The organism is Kitasatospora sp. NPDC006697 (genome assembly GCF_042869935.1).
GTDB lineage: Bacteria > Actinomycetota > Actinomycetes > Streptomycetales > Streptomycetaceae > Kitasatospora.
Genome location: NZ_JBIAGU010000034.1, coordinates 20,642 through 38,328 on the forward strand (window position 1 = coordinate 20,642; position 17,687 = coordinate 38,328).

Sequence of the window (17,687 nt, forward strand, 5' to 3'; positions counted from 1 at the left end):
CCTGGTTACGATGGCGAGGTGTCCCTTGCCGATCTGATCATCAGACAGGCCGTCCTGGAGGACGAGGAGCGGCTGGCCGCGCTGCGGAGCATGGTCTGGTCGCGGCTGAGCGATGTCACGCCGTGGCCGGCCGCCGATGCCGCCGTCTTCGACGGACGGCAGGCTCCCGAGCAGTTCCTGATCGCCGAACTCGGCGGCCGACTGGCCGGGTTCGTCCGCCAGGTGCCGCCCACCCCGCTGGCCAGCAACCGGCACGTCCGGCAGATCCAGGGCCTGGCCGTCAAGCCGTCGGCCCGCGGCTACGGCCTCGGGCAGGCCCTGGTGGAGGCGGCCTGCGCGGCGGCCCGCGCGGAGGGCGCACGGCGGATGACCCTGCGGGTGCTCGGCCACAACCACCCGGCCCGGCGGCTCTACGAGCGGTGCGGGTTCGCGGTGGAGGGCATCTGCCCGGAGGAGTTCCTGATCGACGGGCGGTACGTGGACGATGTGCTGATGGGGCGCCGGCTCCACTGACACCTCCCCCGCGCGGGGGAGCGGGGTCCGCTCCGGGGCCGATGCCCGGCCGGTCCGCCGGGGCCGCCGCGGCCGGGCAGCCCCCCGTCCCGCGTCGCGATCGCGCAGCGGGGAAGTCTCGGAGATGACGGTTCGTCAGACCGGGCGCCCGGTCCGCAGGAAGCCGGCCAGCAGCTCGTGCAGCACGGCCGCGCCCTCCTGCGCCAGCACCTCGTGGCCCGCGCCGGCCGCCTCCACGTAGCGGAAGTCGCTGCCCTCGGCCCGCCCCAGCCGCAGCAACTCGCGCCGCAGTGCCCGGGACTGGCTGACCGGCACGGCCTCGTCGCGGTCCCCGTGCACGATCAGCAGCGGCACGGTCAGCCGGTCGGCGAGGGCGAGCACATCGCGCGGACCGAGCGCGTCGTGCAGCGGCTCCCCGCCGCCCAGCCGGCTGGTGAGCGCCCGCACCGGCGGTGCCGCCTCGGCCAGCAGCCGCGCGCCGGAGAGGAACGGGGCCACCACCGCGCACCGCGACACCCGGTCCGCGGGCGCGTGGGCGGCCGTCAGCAGGGCCAGGAACGCGCCGTAGCTGACGCCGAAGAGCGCGGGCGGCTCCAGGCCGATCGCGGCCCGCTGCCCGGCCAGCCCCTCCAGCAGGCCGAGCACGTCGGCCAGGTCGGGACCGCCCCAGGCGCCCTTGATCGCCATCGCGTGGCTGTCGCCGTAGCCCGTGGAGCCGCGCTGGTTGGGCGCGACCACCGCCAGGCCCTCGGCCGCCATCCGCTGCAGCGCCGGGTCGAACTCCAGCCGCCAGGCGTCGGCCGGCCCGCCGTGCAGCGCCAGCACCAGGTGCGGGCTGCTCAGCCAGGCCTCGCCGCCGTAGACGATCGCCTCGATCGGTCCGACCGGACCGGCCAGCTCCAGGTTCTGCGCACCGTGCCAGCGGCCGCCGTCGGTGGGCGGCGCGCTGCCGTCCAGCCGCCAGCCGGGCACCGGCGGGCGCGGTGCCCCGGTCAGCTGCGCGGGCTCCAGCCCGGTGGCTCCCGAACCCGCACCCGGCGCGGCCGGGTTGGGCACCAGGCGCGGCCCGGAGAGCGGCGCCAGGGTGAGCGGCAGCGCACCGCCGCCCGCCGTGGTCGCCCCGGCCCGCGGCCCGCGCAGCCGGTCCACCCGCAGGGTGGCCAGCGCGGTCGGGTGGTCCGGCGCGGAGTACGGCATCCGCAGCCCCGCCGCCGACCAGTGGCCGATCGCGCCCAGCCGCCCGGGCGGCACGGCGAGCGGTTCCAGCCGTCCGACGGCCGGCTCCCAGACGGCGAGCGCGGAGGAGGCACCGTGGTCCACCTGGACCGCCACTCTGGTCCGCTCGGCGGTGGCCGCCCCCGGCTCCAGCGTCACCGGGCGCAGGAAGAGCCCGGGCACGTGCAGGCACTCCGGGAACCGCACCGGCGCCACGCCGCCCAGCACGCCCCAGCCGAGCCGGTCCTCGCCGGGCGCGTCGCTGCGCAGCAGCAGGAAGCGGGTGTCGGGGTCGAAGAGCACCAGCCGGTCGTTGCTCCGCTCGGCGATCTCCAACAGCGGGGTCACCGTGCCGAGGCGCAGGTCGAGCACGACGGTCTTCACCACGCCCGCCTTCACCCGGTCCAGCGCCAGCAGCCGGCCGGTGCGGTCCAGCCAGACGCCGCCGCCGTGCAGGCCGGGGAACTCGGCGACCTGGCGCGGCGGGCGCCCGTCGGTGAACACCAGCCAGGCGTGGGTGGTCGGCGTGGTGTCGGTGCCGAGCGCGACCGCGACCGGTGCCTCCGGGTCGGCCGCGCCGCCCTCGGCGGGCATCGCCAGCAGCCGCAGTCCGGGCATCCGGAGGGTGGCCAGCGCGGTCTCGACGGCGGGTTCGCCGGCGGCCAGCAGCAGCAGGTCGTGCCGCTCGCCGTCGTGCCGGCAGGCCAGCACCCGGCCGTCCGGCAGCGCGAGCAACTGGGTGCGCAGGCTCTCGGAGCGCCCGCCGGACAGCGGCAGCGCGGTCGGCTCCGCTGGCAGCTCCGGGTGCAGGCGCCAACTCTCGGCGTACCAGCCGCTGTTCGGACCGGCCGCCAGGCAGGCGGCGTGCGAGCCGTCGGCGGCGAAGGTGAAGCTGAGCCGCCGCTGGGCGGGGGCCAGGGAGCGGACGGTGGTGTTCACGCGGTGGGCTCCGTCAGGTCGTCGAGCAGGGGCAGGGAGCCTTCGACCGGACCGACCGGGTCCACCCAGAGCCGCGGGCCGCCGTCGCGCAGCCGCAGCAGGAAGGCGAGCGGGCCGGCCGTGCCGGTGCCGTAGCCGGCGGCGCATCCGGTGCCGGTCTCGTCCGGCAGCACCAGCAGGCCGTCGCGCGGCACCGCCCGGGCGCCCAGCAGGTCGGCGAACTCCTCGGCGCCCTCGCGGAACCGGGCCTCGCCGGTGGCCCCGGCCAGGTCGAGCAGGAACTCGCCGTCGCCGGCCAGCCCGTGGCAGGCGCTGGTGCCGGCGTGCCAGCGGTTGTCCAGCACGGCCTGCCCGGCGGCCAGCGCCAGCTCGCCCGCCGCGGCGTCGCCGGTGGCCTGCCAGAGCCGGACCAGGAAGCTGCCGATCCCGGAGGAGCCGTTGCACCAGTGCGCCAGCCGGACGGCGGGCGGGTCGCCCGCGCTCTGCGGCCACCATGCGGCGCCGCTGCCCGGTGCCCGGCGCACCGTCGCCGCCAGGGTCCGGGCGGCCCGGCGGGCGCCGGCCAGCGCGGCCTCGTCCCCGGTCGCCCGGTGCACCGCCAGCAGGAAGGCGCCGACGCCCGCGACCCCGTGCCCGAAGCCGAGGTGGGTGATCCCGGCCAGCGCGGAGTCGAAGGACCTGGGCACCGGCCAGACCGTGCCGTACGGCTCCTCCACGGCCGCCGCCAGCAGCGCCTCGGCACCGGCCAGGGCGGCCGCCCGGTCGCCGAGCCGCAGCCTCAGGAAGCCGGCGCCGGCCGCGCCGTGGCAGACGTCCGGATTGCTCCACCGCACCGGGACCGGTTCGGCGAGCCGGCGGGCCCGGTCGGCCGCGGCCCGGTCGCCCAGCACCTCGGCGGCGTCCAGCAGTGCCCAGGCGGCGCCCGAGCGGCCGAAGTGCAGCCCGGGCAGCACCACCGGTTCGGCGGCGCAGCGCCGCTCGATCCAGTGCGCGGCCTGACGCAGCGTCGGCTCCGCCTCCGGATGCACGGCCAGGCCGCGGGCCAGCACGGCGACCACGCCGGCGGCGCCGTGCTGCACGTTGCACGGGTCGGTGAGCAGTCCGTTGGGCACGGTCGGCCAGAGCCGGTCCGGCCGGTGCGGGGTGGCGGTCTCGGTGAGCCGGCGCAGGCCGTCCCGCAGCACCCGGTCGCGCGGGTGCGCGGCCGGGGCGGGGCGCGGTCCGGCGGGCGCGCCGAGCAGCTCGCGGGCGCGCTCCAGCGAGCAGCGCGCGGCGGGGTCCGGGGCGCGCAGTGCGCGGATCAGCGGCGCCAGGTGGCGGGCGGTGCGGCCGGTCCGGGCGGCCAGCGCGAGCCAGCGGTCCAGGCGGTCGGCGACCGGGTCGGCGCCGGGCAGCTCTTCGGGGAGCACCGGGTCGTGGCCGGTGGCGAGCAGGAAGAGCAGGCCGCCCAGGGCGTAGCGGTCGGCGGCCGGGTCGGCGGTGGCGGCGGGGCCGCGCTGCTCGGGGGCCCGGTAGCCGGGGGTGCCGGCGGTGCCGGCCCGGGTGCCGGTGCGGCAGGCCAGCTCCAGGTCGACCAGGCAGAGCGCCTCCGTGCCCGGCTCGCCGGCGCGGACCAGCACGTTGCCGGGGGAGAGGTCGCGGAGCACCACCCCGGCCGCGTGCACCCGCTCCAGCAGGTCGACCAGCGCCAGCGCCATCGGCTGGGCCCGCTCCCAGGGCACGTCCGGCGCGCCGTCCCTGGTCAGCTGGGCGGCGACCCAACTGCCCAGCGGCTGGCCGTCGATGTGCTGCTGCACCAGCAGCATCGAGTCCGGCAGCTCCAGCAGGTCGAGCGGGCGGGCGGTCAGCCCGAGGCCGGCCAGCTCGGCGAGCATCCGGGCCTCGTGGCGCAGCGCGCCGCGGGCCTCGGTGCCGGTCCGGTCCACCTCGATGTGGGCCCGGGCCTGCTTGACCACCACGGTGCTGCCGTCGGTGGTGTCGGTGCCCAGGAAGACACCGCCCTTGGTGGAGTGCCGCAGCGCCGCGGTCAGCGCGTACCGGCCGCCGACCAGCACGCCGCCGCTCCCCTGCGCGCGGGGCGCCGGGGCCCGTCCATCACCGCCGCCCACCGCGCCCCCCTCCGCCGCGGATGCCTTCGGTGCCGGTCCCCGGAGCGGGTCCACCGCCCAGGGCGGGCAGCGGTAGCTCGCCGCCCGGACATCTTCGAAACGCTCTCCGCCAGGTCCGGTCAGAATCGATCGATAAGCTCCGTCATTGCCGAGTTCGGCCCGCCGGGAAAAAGCCCCGTAGCGATAATGCACCCGGCTGTCGGGCGCGAACTGACGGTCCGACAGCACGACCGGACCGGGCATTCCCTCGGTGGCCAGGTGCAATTCCTCGGCGAGCCGCCGGAACTGCTCGTCATCGGCCGGGTAGACGGTGATGAACTTCCCCGCCGAGCCGCGGTCGCTGTTCCGCGAATTCACCTGGTGCAGGGCTTCCCGGTCCATCGCGAACTTGAATGCGCAGGGGTCGTCGGCAATCACCGTGGCCACCGCGGAAAGCACCTCCGCGGCCACCGTGCCGGCCGCGCTCACATGGAGCTTCCACCCCTGCTCCGGCGGCGCCGGCACCCCCTCGGGCGGCCGGACCGTGCACCAGAACCCGTCGTAGGCGGCCCCCCAGCCACCCGCGGCGCCCTCCCTGTCTGCTGCTCCGGCGCCGGTCACGGCCGCCCGTGCCACCTCCACCAGCGTGTCGTCCGAGGGTGCCCCGGACCGCCACGCGGCCGCCATCGAATCCGGCCCCCCGGCCGCGCGCAGCGGTGTGCCCGTCCCCATGCTGCTTTCACACCCCTCTGCTCGACCAGTGGTTCGGATTCGATCTCCGGAAGTCCGGCGAGCGGACTTTCGGAGCGGTGGGAGCAATCCGGTTCCGCGGTCCCCCGGGCATTCGCCCGAAGGTTTCTCCGCGATTCTTTCCGGCTCCCCGACCGGGCTGACTCCCCGGTGCACCAGAGAAGTTACTTTCGGTGCCCGGGTGGCTCAACGTGGAGCGGTTCACTTCACTCTTACGGGTGATCTGAATTGGTTTTGGCCGTCGCGGGGGCGGTTCCTTCTGCCAAGCGCGGCCGGAGCGCCGGCGCCGTGATGCGGCCGGGCGGACCCCGCGCACGGCGTTGACGCCCCCGCCGGACCCTCGCCGGACCCCCGCCGGCCCCCGCCCCGAACCCCGTCCGCCCCGGTCCCGCCCGGCTAGGCGGTAGTCTCAACGGGTGCCGAAACTGTCCGAGGTCATCACCGCGCTGGAAGAGCTGTACCCGCCCCAGTGGGCCGAGTCCTGGGACGCCGTCGGCCTGGTCTGCGGCGACCCCGGGGCCGAGGTGCGCCGGGTGCTCTTCGCCGTCGACCCGGTGGGAGCGGTGGCCGAGGAGGCCATCGCCTGGGGCGCCGACCTGCTGGTCACTCACCATCCCCTCTACCTGCGCGGCACCACCACCGTCGCGGCGACCTCCGCCAAGGGCCGCGTGGTGCACTCGCTGATCCGGGCCGGAGTGGCGCTGCACGTCGCACACACCAACGCCGACCACGCCGACCCGGGCGTCTCCGACGCGCTGGCCGAGGCGATCGGCCTGACCGTGCTCGGCCCGCTGGTGCCCGACCCGACCGACCCGGCCGGCCGCCGCGGCACCGGCCGGATCTGCGAACTGCCCGAGCCGGAGCCGCTGAGCGCCTTCGCGGCCCGGGTGGCCGGCGCGCTGCCCGCCACCGCGGCCGGCGTCCGGGTGGCCGGTGCGCCGGAGGCGGTGATCCGCCGGGTCGCCGTCAGCGGCGGCTCCGGCGACAGCTTCTTCGCCCAGGTGCGGGCCGCCGGCGTGGACGCCTACGTCACCGCCGACCTGCGCCACCACCCGGCCTCGGAGGCGGCCGAGGCCGCCCCGGTCGCCCTGCTCGACGCCGCGCACTGGGCCACCGAGTGGCCCTGGCTCGGCCTGGCCGCCCGCGACCTCGGCGCGGCCGCCGCCAAGCACGGCTGGGAGCTGGAGACCCGGGTCTCCACCCTGGTCACCGACCCGTGGACGGCGCACGCGCCGATGCCCGCCCCCGCCCAGCAGCCCTAGGTGCCGGGCGCACCGATCCGTCCGACCCCTCTCCACGTCTCAACGTCCCAACAGGAGCCCCCCGCTTGAACGCCGCGCCCGCCGACCAGATCCGCCTCCTCGACCTGCAGGCCATCGACTCCAAGCTGGACCAGCTGGCCCACCGGCGCCGCACCCTGCCCGAGCACGCCGAGATCGAGAAGGCCACCGCCGACCACACCGCGCTCAAGGACCTCGTGGTGGCCGCCGAGGCCCAGCAGGGCGACACCGCCCGCGAGCTGACCAAGGCCGAGCAGGACGTCGAGCAGGTCCGTGCCCGGGCCGCCCGCAACCAGCAGCGGATGGACTCCGGCGCGGTCGGCTCCGCCCGCGACCTGGAGAACCTGCAGCACGAGAACGAGTCGCTGGCCAAGCGCCAGAGCGACCTGGAGGACGTGGTCCTCGAGGTGATGGAGCGGGTCGAGTCCGCCCAGACCCGGGTCACCGAGCTGTCCGGCCGCCTGGAGCACGCCGAGGTGGTGCTGAAGGAGGCCACCGAGCGCCGCGACACCGCCTTCGCCGGCCTGGACGAGGAGTCCGCCAAGGTCGCCCGGGACCGCGAGACGGTCGCCGCGGTGATCCCGGCCGACCTGCTCAAGCTCTACACCCGGCTGCGCGAGCAGCAGGGCGGCGTCGGCGCGGCCCGGCTCTACCAGCGCCGCTGCGAGGGCTGCCGGGTGGAGTTCGCGATCACCGACCTGAACGAGATCAAGGCCCAGCCGGCCGAGACCGTGGTGCGCTGCGAGAACTGCGGGCGGATCCTGGTCCGCACCGCCGACTCCGGCATCTGAGGGACCGTCGGATGACCCAGCGCAGGTTCGTCGTCGAGGCCGACGGGGGCTCCCGGGGCAACCCGGGGCCGGCCGGCTACGGCGCCGTGGTCCGGGAGGCCGACAGCGGCCGGATCCTGGTCGAGACGGCCGAGTACCTGGGCCGGGTCACCAACAACGTGGCCGAGTACCGCGGCCTGATCGCCGGGCTGCGGGCCGCCCGCGAGCTGGACCCGGAGGCGCTGGTCGAGGTCCGGATGGACTCCAAGCTGGTGGTCGAGCAGATGTCCGGGCGCTGGAAGATCAAGCACCCGGACATGCAGCCGCTGGCCGCCGAGGCCCGCGAGCTCTTCCCGCGCGGCCGGGTCGAGTACGCCTGGATCCCGCGCGAGCGGAACAAGGACGCCGACCGGCTGGCCAACGAGGCGATGGACGCGGGCCAGGCCGGCCGGGCCTGGGCGCCGAAGGCCGCGGGGGAGCCGGCCGCCGAGCAGCCGGAGGAGCCCGCCGCACCCAAGGCCGGCTGGGGCGCCGACCCGCTCACCGCCACCACCCTGGTGCTGCTGCGCCACGGTGAGACGGCGCTCACCCCGCAGAAGCGGTTCTCCGGCTCCACCGGCAGCGACCCCGAGCTCTCCGACAAGGGCCGCTGGCAGGCCGAGCGGGCCGCCGAGGCGCTGGCCGCGCGCGGCACCGTGCAGGCCGTGGTCTGCTCGCCGATGCTGCGCACCCGGCAGACCGCCGAGGCGGCCGCGGTGCGGCTCGGCCTGGAGGTCCACGTCGAGGAGGGGCTGCGCGAGCTCGACTTCGGCGCCTGGGAGGGGCTGACCTTCGCCGAGGTGCAGCAGCGGTACCCGGCCGACCTGGACGCCTGGCTCGGCTCCAGCCGGGCGCGGCCGACCGGCGGCAGCGAGAGCTTCGCCTCGCTCGCCCAGCGGGTCGCGGCGGCCCGGGACAAGGTGCTGGCCCGGTACGCCGGGCAGACGGTGCTGGTGGTCTCGCACGTCAGCCCGATCAAGACGCTGGTCCGGCTGGCGCTCGGCGCGCCGCCGGAGTCGCTGTACCGGATGGAGCTGTCCGCCGCCTCGTTCTGCGCCGTGCAGTACTACGGCGACGGCAACGCCTCGCTGCGGCTGCTCAACGACACCGGGCACCTGCGCTGACGGTGCGCCGGCCGCGGCTCAGTGCAGCTCGGTGACCACCACGTCGAGCTTCCAGGCCTTGCGCGCCGTGCCCTCGGCCGCCACCTCCACGGTGTAGCCCAGGCCCAGCAGCACCTCGTACAGCTCGCCGGGGGTGGCCGGCTCGGCGCCCGAGTTCAGCAGGTCGCGGACCAGCCGGCCCTTGGTCGCCTTGTTGAAGTGGCTGACCACCGACCGCTTGCCGTCCCGCTCCTGCAGCACCCGCACGGTCGCGGTGCGGGCGGCCACCTCGCCGGCCGGCGCCCAGGAGGCCGCGTAGGCCGAACTGCGCAGGTCCAGCACCAGCGAGTCGGCCCCCGCCTCGGCCGGCAGCACCTCGGCCATCTCGCGCCGCCAGTACCCGCCGAGCGCACCCAGCGGCGGCAGCTTCACACCCCCCGAGCAGCGGTAGGCGGGGATCCGGTCACCGATCCGCACCGCGCCCCACAGGCCCGAGAAGACCAGCAGCGAGCGCTCGGCCCGCCGGTAGGCCTCCTCGTCCAGCTTGCCGAGCCCCAGCGCGTCGTAGAGCACCCCGGTGTAGAGCTCGCCGGCCGGCAGGGTGCCCGCCGTGCGCAGGCCCGCGTTGCGGGCCACCTCGCCGCGCAGGCCCTTGCTCAGGCCCAGCACCTCGGCGGCCTGCTCCTCGTCGCCCCGGCAGAGCCCGACCAGGGCGTCGAGCACCCGCTCACGGGCCGGGGTCAGCCCCGGCAGTGAGAGCCCGGACAGCTCGACCGGCGCCCCCTCGGGCGCCTCGGCCTTGCCCTCGGACGGCGGCAGCAGGACCAGGAACGGCATGCGGGCGACTTCCCCTCGCGGTGCTTCGGAACGGTTGAACAGTTCGTGGCAATCTACCGGTCCGGCGGGCCGCTCCCTACCATGGCGGCGAGGGGGTGAGGCCGTGCACCACCGCGTCGAGGTGGAGATCGCCGCCGCGCCGGCGGCCGTCTGGGCGGTGCTGGCCGACATCGAGCACTGGCACTACTGGACGCCCAGCGTCCGGCTGATCGTGCGTCAGGATCCGCAGTGGCCGTTCGGCACCGGCACCCGCGCCTGGATCAGCCAGCCCCGGCTGCGCCGGGCGCTCTGGGAGGTGACGGCCTGCGAGCCGGAGCGCTCGTTCCGCTGGCACACCGCCGCGCCGGGCCTGCGCACCGAGGCCGGCCACCTGCTGCGCGCCGTGCCCGGCGGCACCCTGGTCACCCTGGACCTCCGGCTGACCGGACCGCTGGCCCCGCTCGGCGCACTGCTCTACGGCCCGCTGGCCCGCCGCTACCTGGCCCTGGAGGCCGGCGGCCTGAAGACGCACTGCGAGAGCCCGGCGCCGGCCCGCTAGCCCGCCTACGCTGGTGCCCATGCCCCGCCGCCTGCTGCGCCTGCGCGCCGCCGACCCGACCCGGATCAACGCCGAGCTGGACGGCCTGCGCGCCCGGATGGAGATCGCCGCAGAGTTCCCGCCCGCCGTGCTGGCCGAGGCCGAACGGGCCGCCGCCGAACCCCGGCTGCCCGCCGAGGACGCCACCGACCTGCCGTTCTTCACCCTGGACCCGCCCGGCTCGCTCGACCTGGACCAGGCCATGCACCTGGCCCGCCGCCCCGGCGGCGGCTACCGGGTGCACTACGCGATCGCCGACGTCTCCGCCTTCGTCCGGCCCGGCGGCGCGATCGACACCGAGGCCCGGCGCCGGGTGCAGACCCTCTACTTCCCCGACCAGCGGATCCCGCTGCACCCGGCGGTGCTCTCCGAGGGCGCCGCCAGCCTGCTGCCCGGCCGGCCGCGCCCGGCGCTGCTCTGGCGGATCGACCTGGACGCGGACGGCTCGCCGGTGATCGCCGACGTCCGCCGGGCCGTGGTCCGCTCCCGCCGCCGGCTGGACTACGCGGGCGTGCAGCGCGAGGTGGAGGGCGGCCACCCGGACGGGCAGCTGACCCTGCTGGCCGAGATCGGTCTGGCCCGCCAACTGCAGGAGCAGGCCCGCGGCGGGGTCAGCCTGCCGCTGCCCGAGCTGGAGATCGAGGCCACCAGCCACGGCTACCGCCCCAGCTACCGTGCACCCCGCCCGGCCGACGGCTGGAACGCGCAGATCTCGCTGCTCACCGGCATGGCCGCCGCCGAGCTGATGCTCGACGCCGGGGTCGGCCTGCTGCGCACCCTGCCCACCGCCCCCGACTCCGCCTACGACCGGCTGCGCCGCTGCGCCCACGCGCTCTACGTGCCCTGGCCGCCGCAGCTCGGCTACCCGGCGCTGATCCGCTCGCTGGACCCGCTGCTGCCGCACCACGCCGCCTTCCTCAACGAGTGCACCGGGCTGCTGCGCGGCGCCGGGTACCACGCCTTCGACACCGGCCGCGGCCTGCTACCGCCCGCCGACCCGGGCCACGCCGCGCTCGCCGCGCCGTACGCGCACTGCACCGCGCCGCTGCGCCGGCTGGCCGACCGGTTCGTGCAGGAGATCTGCGTGGCGGTGGCCGCGGGGGAGGAGGTGCCGGGCTGGGTGCGCGAGGCGCTGGACACCGTGCCCGGCCTGATGGCCGGCGGCGAACGGCGGGCGCACGAGGTGGAGCGGGCCTGCGTGGCGCTGGTCGAGGCGGAGCTGCTGCGCGGCCGGGAGGGCGAGGACTTCGACGCGGTGGTGGTCGACCTGGACGAGCGCCGCCCCGCGCACGGCACCGTGCAGCTCACCGAGCCCGCCGTCCGGGCCCGTTGCGAGGGCGGCGACGGGGCGCGGCTGCCGCTGGGCGAGCGGATCCGGGTCCGGCTCACCCGGGCCGACCCGGTCACCCGCACCATCCGGTTCGCCCCGGCCTGACGGCCCGGTGATCGGCGGGCCCCGCCCGACCGGCTACGATGACCACTACGGCGGACGAGCCGGCCGGGCGGTCGCGACGGGTCCTCAGGGGCCCGCCGAGGAACGTCCGGGCTCCACAGAGCAGGGTGGTGGGTAACGCCCACCCGGGGTGACCCGCGGGACAGTGCCACAGAAAACAGACCGCCTACCTCGGTAGGTAAGGGTGAAACGGTGGTGTAAGAGACCACCAGCGACCGAGGTGACTCGGCCGGCTAGGTAAACCCCACCTGGAGCAAGGTCAAGATCGGGACCCCCGGGTCCCGTGCGCGGATGCCTGAGGGCTGCTCGCCCGAGTCCGCGGGTAGACCGCACGAGGCTGTCGGCAACGGCAGCCCTAGATGGATGGCCGCCTCCCCGGGCCGCGCAAGCAACCCGGGAGACAGAACCCGGCGTACATGGCCGACTCGTCCGTCGCTCACCACCCCTGCGGGGTGGTGAGCTTCCGGAAACGCCCCCGCAACACGAAACACGCGGGAAACACCGCTGTCCGCCGGCAGTAACAGCGGCGGGCAACACTGCCGCATGCTCCTCGCCTCCTCCACCCCCGCCGGGCTCGACACCGGCGACACCGCCTGGCTGCTGGCCAGCACGGCCCTGGTGCTGCTGATGACGCCCGGGCTGGCGCTCTTCTACGGCGGCATGGTCCGCAGCAAGAGCGTGCTCAACATGATCATGATGAGCTTCGTCTCGATCGCCGTGGTCACCGTGGTCTGGCTGACGGTCGGTTACACCCTCGCCTTCGGGGACGACGCGGGCTGGGGGCTGATCGGCGACCTGGAGCACCTGGGGATGGCCGGGGTGACGCCGGGTTCGCTGACCGGGCACGTGCCGACCCTGCTCTTCGCCGCCTTCCAGCTGACCTTCGCCATCATCACCGCCGCGCTGATCAGCGGCGCCATCGCGGACCGGGCCAAGTTCGGCGCCTGGGTGCTGTTCACCGCGGTCTGGACGGTGCTGGTCTACGTGCCGGTGGCGCACTGGGTGTTCGCGCCCGGCGGCTGGATCACCGCCCACCTGGGCGCGCTGGACTACGCGGGCGGCACCGTGGTCGAGGTCAACTGCGGGGCCGGCGGACTGGCCCTGGCGCTGGTGCTCGGGCCCCGACTGGGCTTCGGCAAGGAGGCGATGCGGCCGCACAACCTGCCGCTGGTGCTGCTCGGCGCGGGCCTGCTCTGGTTCGGCTGGTTCGGCTTCAACGCCGGCTCGGCGCTGGGCGCCAACGGGGTGGCGGCCGCGGTGCTGCTGAACACCCAGGCGGCGGGCTGCACGGGACTGCTGGGCTGGCTGCTGGTGGAGAAGAAGCGCGACGGGCACGCCACCACGCTCGGCGCGGCCTCCGGCGCGGTGGCCGGACTGGTCGCGATCACCCCGTCCTGCGGCTCCGTCGACCTGCCCGGCGCGCTGGTGATCGGCCTGCTGGCCGGCGTGGTCTGCTCCTACGCGGTGAGCTGGAAGCTGAAGGTCGGCCTGGACGACTCCCTGGACGTGGTCGGCGTGCACTTCGTCGCCGGCGTGATCGGCACGGTGCTGATCGGCGTCTTCGCCACCGCCACCATGACCGGCGGGGCGACCGGCCTGCTGCACGGCGGCGGCCTGGCCCAGACGGGCCGTCAACTGGTCGCCGTGCTGGCGGTGGCGGCCTACGCCTTCGCCGTCACCTACGGCATCGGCAAGGCGATCGACCGCCTGATGGGCTTCCGCGCCCCGGCCGACCACGAGCGGACCGGCCTGGACCTCGCCGCCCACGCCGAGACCGCGTACGATCACGGCGTCCTGAGCCACGGGTCGGCCCTGCACGCCCCCGGGCTGCCGCACCCGTCCGGTAAGGCCACCACCGCATGAAGCTGATCACCGCCATCGTGAAGCCCTACAAGCTGGACGAGGTGCGCACCGCCCTCCAGGAGCTCGGCGTCCACGGCATGACCGTCACCGACGCCAGCGGCTACGGCCGCCAGCACGGCCACACCGAGGTCTACCGCGGCGCCGAGTACCGCGTCGACCTGGTCCCCAAGGCCCGGATAGAGGTGGTCGTCGAGGACGCCGACGCGGAGCGGGTGATCGACGCCCTGGCCACCGCGGCCCGCACCGGCAAGATCGGCGACGGCAAGATCTGGTCGGTGCCGGTGGAGACCCTGGTCCGCGTCCGCACGGGGGAGCGGGGGCCCGACGCGGTCTGAGCCCCATCGGACTCCGGCGCCGAGTCGGCGTCAGAGTGACGGGTGACGGTGCGTCACCCGGCCGCCCGCCACCGTCAACAGCACCGGCAGATCGGCCAGTTGCAGGTCCGGGACCTCCAGCGGGTTCGCCGCCAGCGCCACCAGGTCGGCCCGGTAGCCCTCGGCGATCCGGCCGGATTCGGCCTCCTCGCCCGCGGTCCAGGCCGGGTTGACGGTGACTCCGCGCAGGGCCTGGAGCGGGGTGAGGGCCTGGTCGGGGCCGTGGGGCGGGCCGGAGAGGTCGCTGGGGCGGCGGTGGCGGGCGCCGGCCATCACGGCCAGGGGCGGGAAGGGGGCGATCGGCCAGTCGGAGCCGAGGACCACGGTGGCGCCGGAGTTCCAGAGGTCGCCGCAGCGGAAGGCGCGGGAGGCGCGTGGTTCGCCGAGGCGGCGGGACCAGTTGTCGGTGTGGTCGGCCCGGGTGTACTCGGTGCAGTGGGTGGGCTGCATCGAGGCGGTGACGCCGAGGCGGGCGAACCGGGCCAGGGTGTCGTCCGGCAGGGTCTCGATGTGCTCGATCCGGTGCCGGACCTGCGCCCCGCCCGTGGCCCGGGCCCGTTCGACGGCGTCCAGCGCGTGCCGCACGGCCGCGTCGCCGATCGCGTGGGTGGCGGTCGGTACGCCGGCCCGGTGCAGTTCGGCGACCACCTCGGTGTAGCGGGCCGGGTCGGGCCAGAAGGCGTGGGTGGACTCGCCGTGGCAGTCGGGCTTCTCCAGCCAGGCGGTGCCGTTGTCGATGGTGCCGTCCATGAACATCTTCACGCCCGTGATCCGCCAGCGGCGCCCGCCCGTGCCCTGCTGCCGGATCAGCTCGGCGAGCGCCTGCGGGCCGGCGTCCGGCTGGTACCAGGGGGCGACGCGCAGCCGCAGCGGCAGCTCGCCGCGCTCCTCCAGGGCGGCGTAGACGGCCGGGCTGTCGCCGTTGGCGTCCATCGCGTGGCCGGCGGTCAGGCCGGCGGCGGCCATCTGGTCCAGCACCTCCGCGGCCCGGACCAGCACCTCGGCCCGGGTGGGCTTGGGCGCGGCGGACTCGACCAGCTCGCAGGCCGCGTCCTCGAGCAGCAGACCGGTGGGCCGGCCGTCCGGGCCGCAGACGATCTCGGAGCGCTGGGCGAACTCGCGCGGCCCGTCGACCCCCGCGAGCTCCAGGGCACGGGCACTGGCCAGCGCGGAGTGCGCGTCGAAGAGGTCGATCAGGGCCGGCAGGCCGTCCAGCACCGGGCCGAGCGAGGCGGCGGCCACCGGCTGGTCGCCGAACGCGTTGGGGTCCAGGCCCCAGCCGCGCAGCCAGCCGCCGGGAGCGAGCCGGCCGGCCGCCGCGGCCAGCGCCGCGCGGACGGCGGCCAGGTCGCGGCAGCCGGACAGGTCGACGCCCATGGTGCGTTCGGCGCCGGAGACCGGGTGCAGGTGACCGTCGGTGAAGCCGGCCGTGACCACGGCGCCCTTCAGGTCGATCACCGTGGTACCCGGGCCGGCCAGCGCCCGCAGCTCGTGGTCGTCGCCGAGCCGGGTGATCCGGCCGCCGGCTGCGGCCAGCGCGGTCTGCGGCAGCAGCTCGCCGCTGCCGGGGTCGAGCAACCGGGCGGCGAGCAGGACGAGATCGGGGGACACGGGCGGCTCCTTCGGTACGGGCGGTGCTCCGCGTGGGGTCAGCTCCGCGCGGGGTCGGTCAGGGTGCCGGCGGTCAGGCCGAGCACCCGTTCGGCGGTGGCGGCCGCCAGCGTGGCGACCACCGGCGGGCGGTCGCCGCGCTCGGTGTTGGCGTGCGCGCCGAGGCCGTCCAGCACCACCAGCAGCTGCACGGCCGCGCCGGGCGGGTCGGTGCTGCGGAACGCGCCGGTGGCGACGCCATGTTCGACCAGCTCGGTGAGCCGGTCGCGCCAGCGCCTCTCCTGGTGGCCGACCCGGTCGCGCAGGGCCGGCCGGTAGCGGCTGAGGTGGCGGGCGTTGAGCCAGAGCCGGCTCATCGCGTCGTACCGCTCGCCGGTGGTGAGCGAGAGGAACCGGGCCAGCCGGTCCAGCGGCGGCTCGGCCGGGCGGTCGGGCAGCAGCTCGTCGAGCTCGCCGCCGGCCGCGACGCCGAACGCCTCGGCCACCAGGTCCTCGGCGACCGGGAAGTAGTGGCTGATCAGCCCGGGGCGCACCGCCAGCTCGTCGGCGACCCGCCGCACGGTGAGGCACTCCAGCCCCTCGGCCAGCGCGATCGCCGAGGCGGCGGAGACGATCTCGGCCCGCCGCTCCTGCGGTGACTTCCGGGTCCGCTTCGGCCGGACGCTTGACGACATGCCCGGCACGCTATTGGATGTGCGACCAATAGGCAAGCCGCCCCCACCGCTCGTCGATACCTCGTCCGTTGATGAGCCGCTTGTCGACAAGCCGCCCCCAGTGCTCGTTGATTCGGAGGACTCCATGGCATCCACGATCCCAGGCCCGCAGACGGCCGGCCCCGAGACACCCGGCCGGGCGGACCGAGCCGGCGCGGTGGAGGCCCACGGCATCGACGTGATCCCCGACGCCGAACGCCACGGCCGGGCCCGGGACCTGTTCGCCGTCTGGGCCGCGCCCAACGTCAGCTACCTCAGCCTGGTGGTCGGCGGCGGGCTGATCCTGCTCGGCCTCGACCTCTGGCAGGCGCTGGCCGTGATCGTGGCCGGCAACCTGTTCTGGGCGCTGGTCGGCCTGGTCGCGGTCAGCGGCCCGGCCTCGGGCACGCCGAGCGAGGTGATCATGCGGGCGGCGTTCGGCATCCGCGGCAACCGGGGCAACATCCTGCTCACCGGCTGGTTCGCCTCGGTCTGCTACCTGGCGCTCAACTGGGCGGCGGGCTCGCTGGCCGCCTTCACCCTGGTCGACGAGGCCGGACTGCGCCCCTCCACCCCGGTCAAGGTCGCGGTGATCGTCGCCGTCGCCGCGGCCACCCTGGCGATCAGCGTCTACGGGCACGCCACCATCGTCCGCCTGTACCTGCCCTTCACCCTGCTGCTCACCGCCGTCTTCGCGGTGCTGACGGGCTGCGTGCTCACCCGGGCCGACTGGCACTACCGGCCGCAGCAGCCGTTGCACGGCACCGCGCTGGCCGCCGCGCTGGCCGCCGCGCTCACCCTGGTCGCCTCCGCGCCGCTCTCCTACAACAACAGCGCCGACTTCGCCCGCTACCTGCCCCGCGACACCCGCCCCGCCGCCGTCGCCGGCTGGACCGCGCTCGGCGCCTACCTGCCCAGCGTGCTCTTCACCTTCCTCGGCGCGGTGGCGGGCACCGCGCTGGACATGACCGACCCGCAGGACGCCCTGGAGGCGATCCTGCCCGGCTGGTTCCGGCCCGCCTTCCTGCTCGCCGTGGTGCTCTCCGCGATGGCCAACAACGCGATGACCGCCTACAGTTCCGGCCTCGCCCTGCAGGCCGTCGGGCTGCGGCTGCGGCGCTCGCGCAGCGTCGCGCTGGACGGCGCGGTGGGCGTCGCGCTCACGCTGTACGCGCTGCTGGTCTCCAACTTCCTCGCCACCGTCACCAGCGTGCTGGAGCTGATGGTGGTGCTGATGGGACCGACCCTCGCGATCTACGCGACCGACGTCCTGCTGCGCCGCAACCGCTACGACGGGCAGCAGCTCAGCGACCAGGCGCCGGGCGGTCCGTTCTGGTACCGCGCGGGCGTCAACCCGGCCGGGATCGCGGCGCTGGTGGCGGCCGCGGGCGCGGCGGCGCTCTGCGCCGACAACCCGCTGTACACCGGGCCGGTGGCGCGGGCGCTGGGCGGCGTGGACCTGTCGCTGCCGGTGGGGGTGCTGGGGGGAGCAGGGGTGTACGCGGTGGTGATGCGGGGGCGGAAGGGCTGGTTGATCCGCTGAAGCCCGTTTCCCCGGCGGTCACCCGTGCGACGGGTGATGAG

14 protein-coding genes and 1 other RNA gene are annotated in these 17,687 nt (G+C 75.9%); 10 read left to right on the forward strand and 5 right to left on the reverse strand.

Features of this window, described 5'->3' with window-relative positions; genetic code table 11:
* The first annotated feature begins 18 nt into the window (after positions 1–18).
* The gene (locus ACFYNO_RS33920; protein ID WP_388021370.1) at positions 19–513 is read left to right on the forward strand and encodes a GNAT family N-acetyltransferase; all 495 of its coding nucleotides are present in this window, start codon (positions 19–21) and stop codon (positions 511–513) included.
* 135 nt (positions 514–648) lie between these two features.
* Here ACFYNO_RS33920 and ACFYNO_RS33925 read toward each other — a convergent pair whose 3' ends face one another.
* Both ACFYNO_RS33925 and lanL read right to left on the reverse strand, forming a co-directional pair.
* Positions 649–2,667: an alpha/beta hydrolase family protein gene (locus ACFYNO_RS33925; RefSeq protein WP_388021371.1), complete on the reverse strand. Its 2,019-nt coding sequence runs from the start codon at positions 2,665–2,667 to the stop codon at positions 649–651.
* A complete protein-coding gene (lanL, locus tag ACFYNO_RS33930) occupies positions 2,664–5,486 on the reverse strand; it encodes a class IV lanthionine synthetase LanL (protein WP_388021372.1) in 2,823 nt (940 codons plus the stop codon). Before lanL ends, ACFYNO_RS33925 begins: the two co-directional genes overlap by 4 nt.
* A 434-nt stretch (positions 5,487–5,920) precedes the next feature.
* Here lanL and ACFYNO_RS33935 point away from each other — a divergent pair, with 434 nt between their 5' ends.
* From ACFYNO_RS33935 to ACFYNO_RS33945, 3 genes are all read left to right on the forward strand, one after another.
* Complete coding sequence (locus ACFYNO_RS33935) at positions 5,921–6,766, forward strand: Nif3-like dinuclear metal center hexameric protein (protein WP_388021373.1); 846 nt, start codon at positions 5,921–5,923, stop codon at positions 6,764–6,766.
* Positions 6,767–6,831: 65 nt separating this feature from the next.
* Positions 6,832–7,575: a zinc ribbon domain-containing protein gene (locus ACFYNO_RS33940; protein WP_388021374.1), complete on the forward strand. Its 744-nt coding sequence runs from the start codon at positions 6,832–6,834 to the stop codon at positions 7,573–7,575.
* Between the two features lie 11 nt (positions 7,576–7,586).
* The gene (locus tag ACFYNO_RS33945) at positions 7,587–8,717 is read left to right on the forward strand and encodes a bifunctional RNase H/acid phosphatase (RefSeq protein WP_388021375.1); all 1,131 of its coding nucleotides are present in this window, start codon (positions 7,587–7,589) and stop codon (positions 8,715–8,717) included.
* An 18-nt stretch (positions 8,718–8,735) separates the two neighbouring features.
* Here the strand turns inward: ACFYNO_RS33945 and yaaA are convergent, their stop codons facing one another.
* A complete protein-coding gene (gene yaaA, locus ACFYNO_RS33950) occupies positions 8,736–9,533 on the reverse strand; it encodes a peroxide stress protein YaaA (protein WP_388021376.1) in 798 nt (265 codons plus the stop codon).
* Positions 9,534–9,636: 103 nt separating this feature from the next.
* Between yaaA and ACFYNO_RS33955 the strand changes: the two genes are divergently transcribed.
* The 5 genes from ACFYNO_RS33955 to ACFYNO_RS33975 all read left to right on the forward strand — a co-directional run bounded on the left by ACFYNO_RS33955 (position 9,637) and on the right by ACFYNO_RS33975 (position 13,761).
* Positions 9,637–10,071, forward strand: a complete 435-nt coding sequence (locus ACFYNO_RS33955) for an SRPBCC family protein (protein ID WP_388021377.1) — start codon at positions 9,637–9,639, stop codon at positions 10,069–10,071.
* A 19-nt stretch (positions 10,072–10,090) separates the two neighbouring features.
* Positions 10,091–11,545 (forward strand): RNB domain-containing ribonuclease, encoded by a 1,455-nt coding sequence (locus ACFYNO_RS33960; protein WP_388021378.1) that lies wholly within the window; start codon positions 10,091–10,093, stop codon positions 11,543–11,545.
* A gap of 55 nt (positions 11,546–11,600) precedes the next feature.
* Positions 11,601–11,995: RNase P RNA component class A (gene rnpB, locus ACFYNO_RS33965), an RNA gene on the forward strand.
* Between the two features lie 111 nt (positions 11,996–12,106).
* Positions 12,107–13,426 carry an ammonium transporter gene (locus ACFYNO_RS33970; protein ID WP_388021379.1) on the forward strand — a complete coding sequence of 440 codons (1,320 nt, stop codon included), beginning with the start codon at positions 12,107–12,109 and terminating at the stop codon, positions 13,424–13,426.
* The gene (locus ACFYNO_RS33975) at positions 13,423–13,761 is read left to right on the forward strand and encodes a P-II family nitrogen regulator (RefSeq protein WP_388021380.1); all 339 of its coding nucleotides are present in this window, start codon (positions 13,423–13,425) and stop codon (positions 13,759–13,761) included. Before ACFYNO_RS33970 ends, ACFYNO_RS33975 begins: the two co-directional genes overlap by 4 nt.
* Before the next feature lie 30 nt (positions 13,762–13,791).
* Here the strand turns inward: ACFYNO_RS33975 and ACFYNO_RS33980 are convergent, their stop codons facing one another.
* Positions 13,792–15,411, reverse strand: coding sequence for an amidohydrolase (locus tag ACFYNO_RS33980; protein ID WP_388021381.1), 1,620 nt, complete (start codon positions 15,409–15,411; stop codon positions 13,792–13,794).
* Between the two features lie 38 nt (positions 15,412–15,449).
* The gene (locus ACFYNO_RS33985; RefSeq protein WP_388021382.1) at positions 15,450–16,085 is read right to left on the reverse strand and encodes a TetR/AcrR family transcriptional regulator; all 636 of its coding nucleotides are present in this window, start codon (positions 16,083–16,085) and stop codon (positions 15,450–15,452) included.
* Positions 16,086–16,209: 124 nt separating this feature from the next.
* On the opposite strand from ACFYNO_RS33985, the gene ACFYNO_RS33990 reads away from it, so the two are divergent.
* Positions 16,210–17,646: a purine-cytosine permease family protein gene (locus ACFYNO_RS33990; RefSeq protein ID WP_388021383.1), complete on the forward strand. Its 1,437-nt coding sequence runs from the start codon at positions 16,210–16,212 to the stop codon at positions 17,644–17,646.
* Positions 17,647–17,687: the final 41 nt, after the last annotated feature.

What these genes read in the sequence shown, in the direction of transcription:
- lanL (WP_388021372.1), bottom strand. Translation starts at nt 5,486, where the DNA reads ATGGGGACGGGCACACCGCTGCGCGCGGCCGGGGGGCCGGATTCGATG.
- ACFYNO_RS33945 (WP_388021375.1), top strand. Translation starts at nt 7,587, where the DNA reads ATGACCCAGCGCAGGTTCGTCGTCGAGGCCGACGGGGGCTCCCGGGGC.
- yaaA (WP_388021376.1), bottom strand. Translation starts at nt 9,533, where the DNA reads ATGCCGTTCCTGGTCCTGCTGCCGCCGTCCGAGGGCAAGGCCGAGGCG.
- ACFYNO_RS33960 (WP_388021378.1), top strand. Translation starts at nt 10,091, where the DNA reads ATGCCCCGCCGCCTGCTGCGCCTGCGCGCCGCCGACCCGACCCGGATC.
- ACFYNO_RS33970 (WP_388021379.1), top strand. Translation starts at nt 12,107, where the DNA reads ATGCTCCTCGCCTCCTCCACCCCCGCCGGGCTCGACACCGGCGACACC.
- ACFYNO_RS33975 (WP_388021380.1), top strand. Translation starts at nt 13,423, where the DNA reads ATGAAGCTGATCACCGCCATCGTGAAGCCCTACAAGCTGGACGAGGTG.
- ACFYNO_RS33985 (WP_388021382.1), bottom strand. Translation starts at nt 16,085, where the DNA reads ATGTCGTCAAGCGTCCGGCCGAAGCGGACCCGGAAGTCACCGCAGGAG.
- ACFYNO_RS33990 (WP_388021383.1), top strand. Translation starts at nt 16,210, where the DNA reads ATGGCATCCACGATCCCAGGCCCGCAGACGGCCGGCCCCGAGACACCC.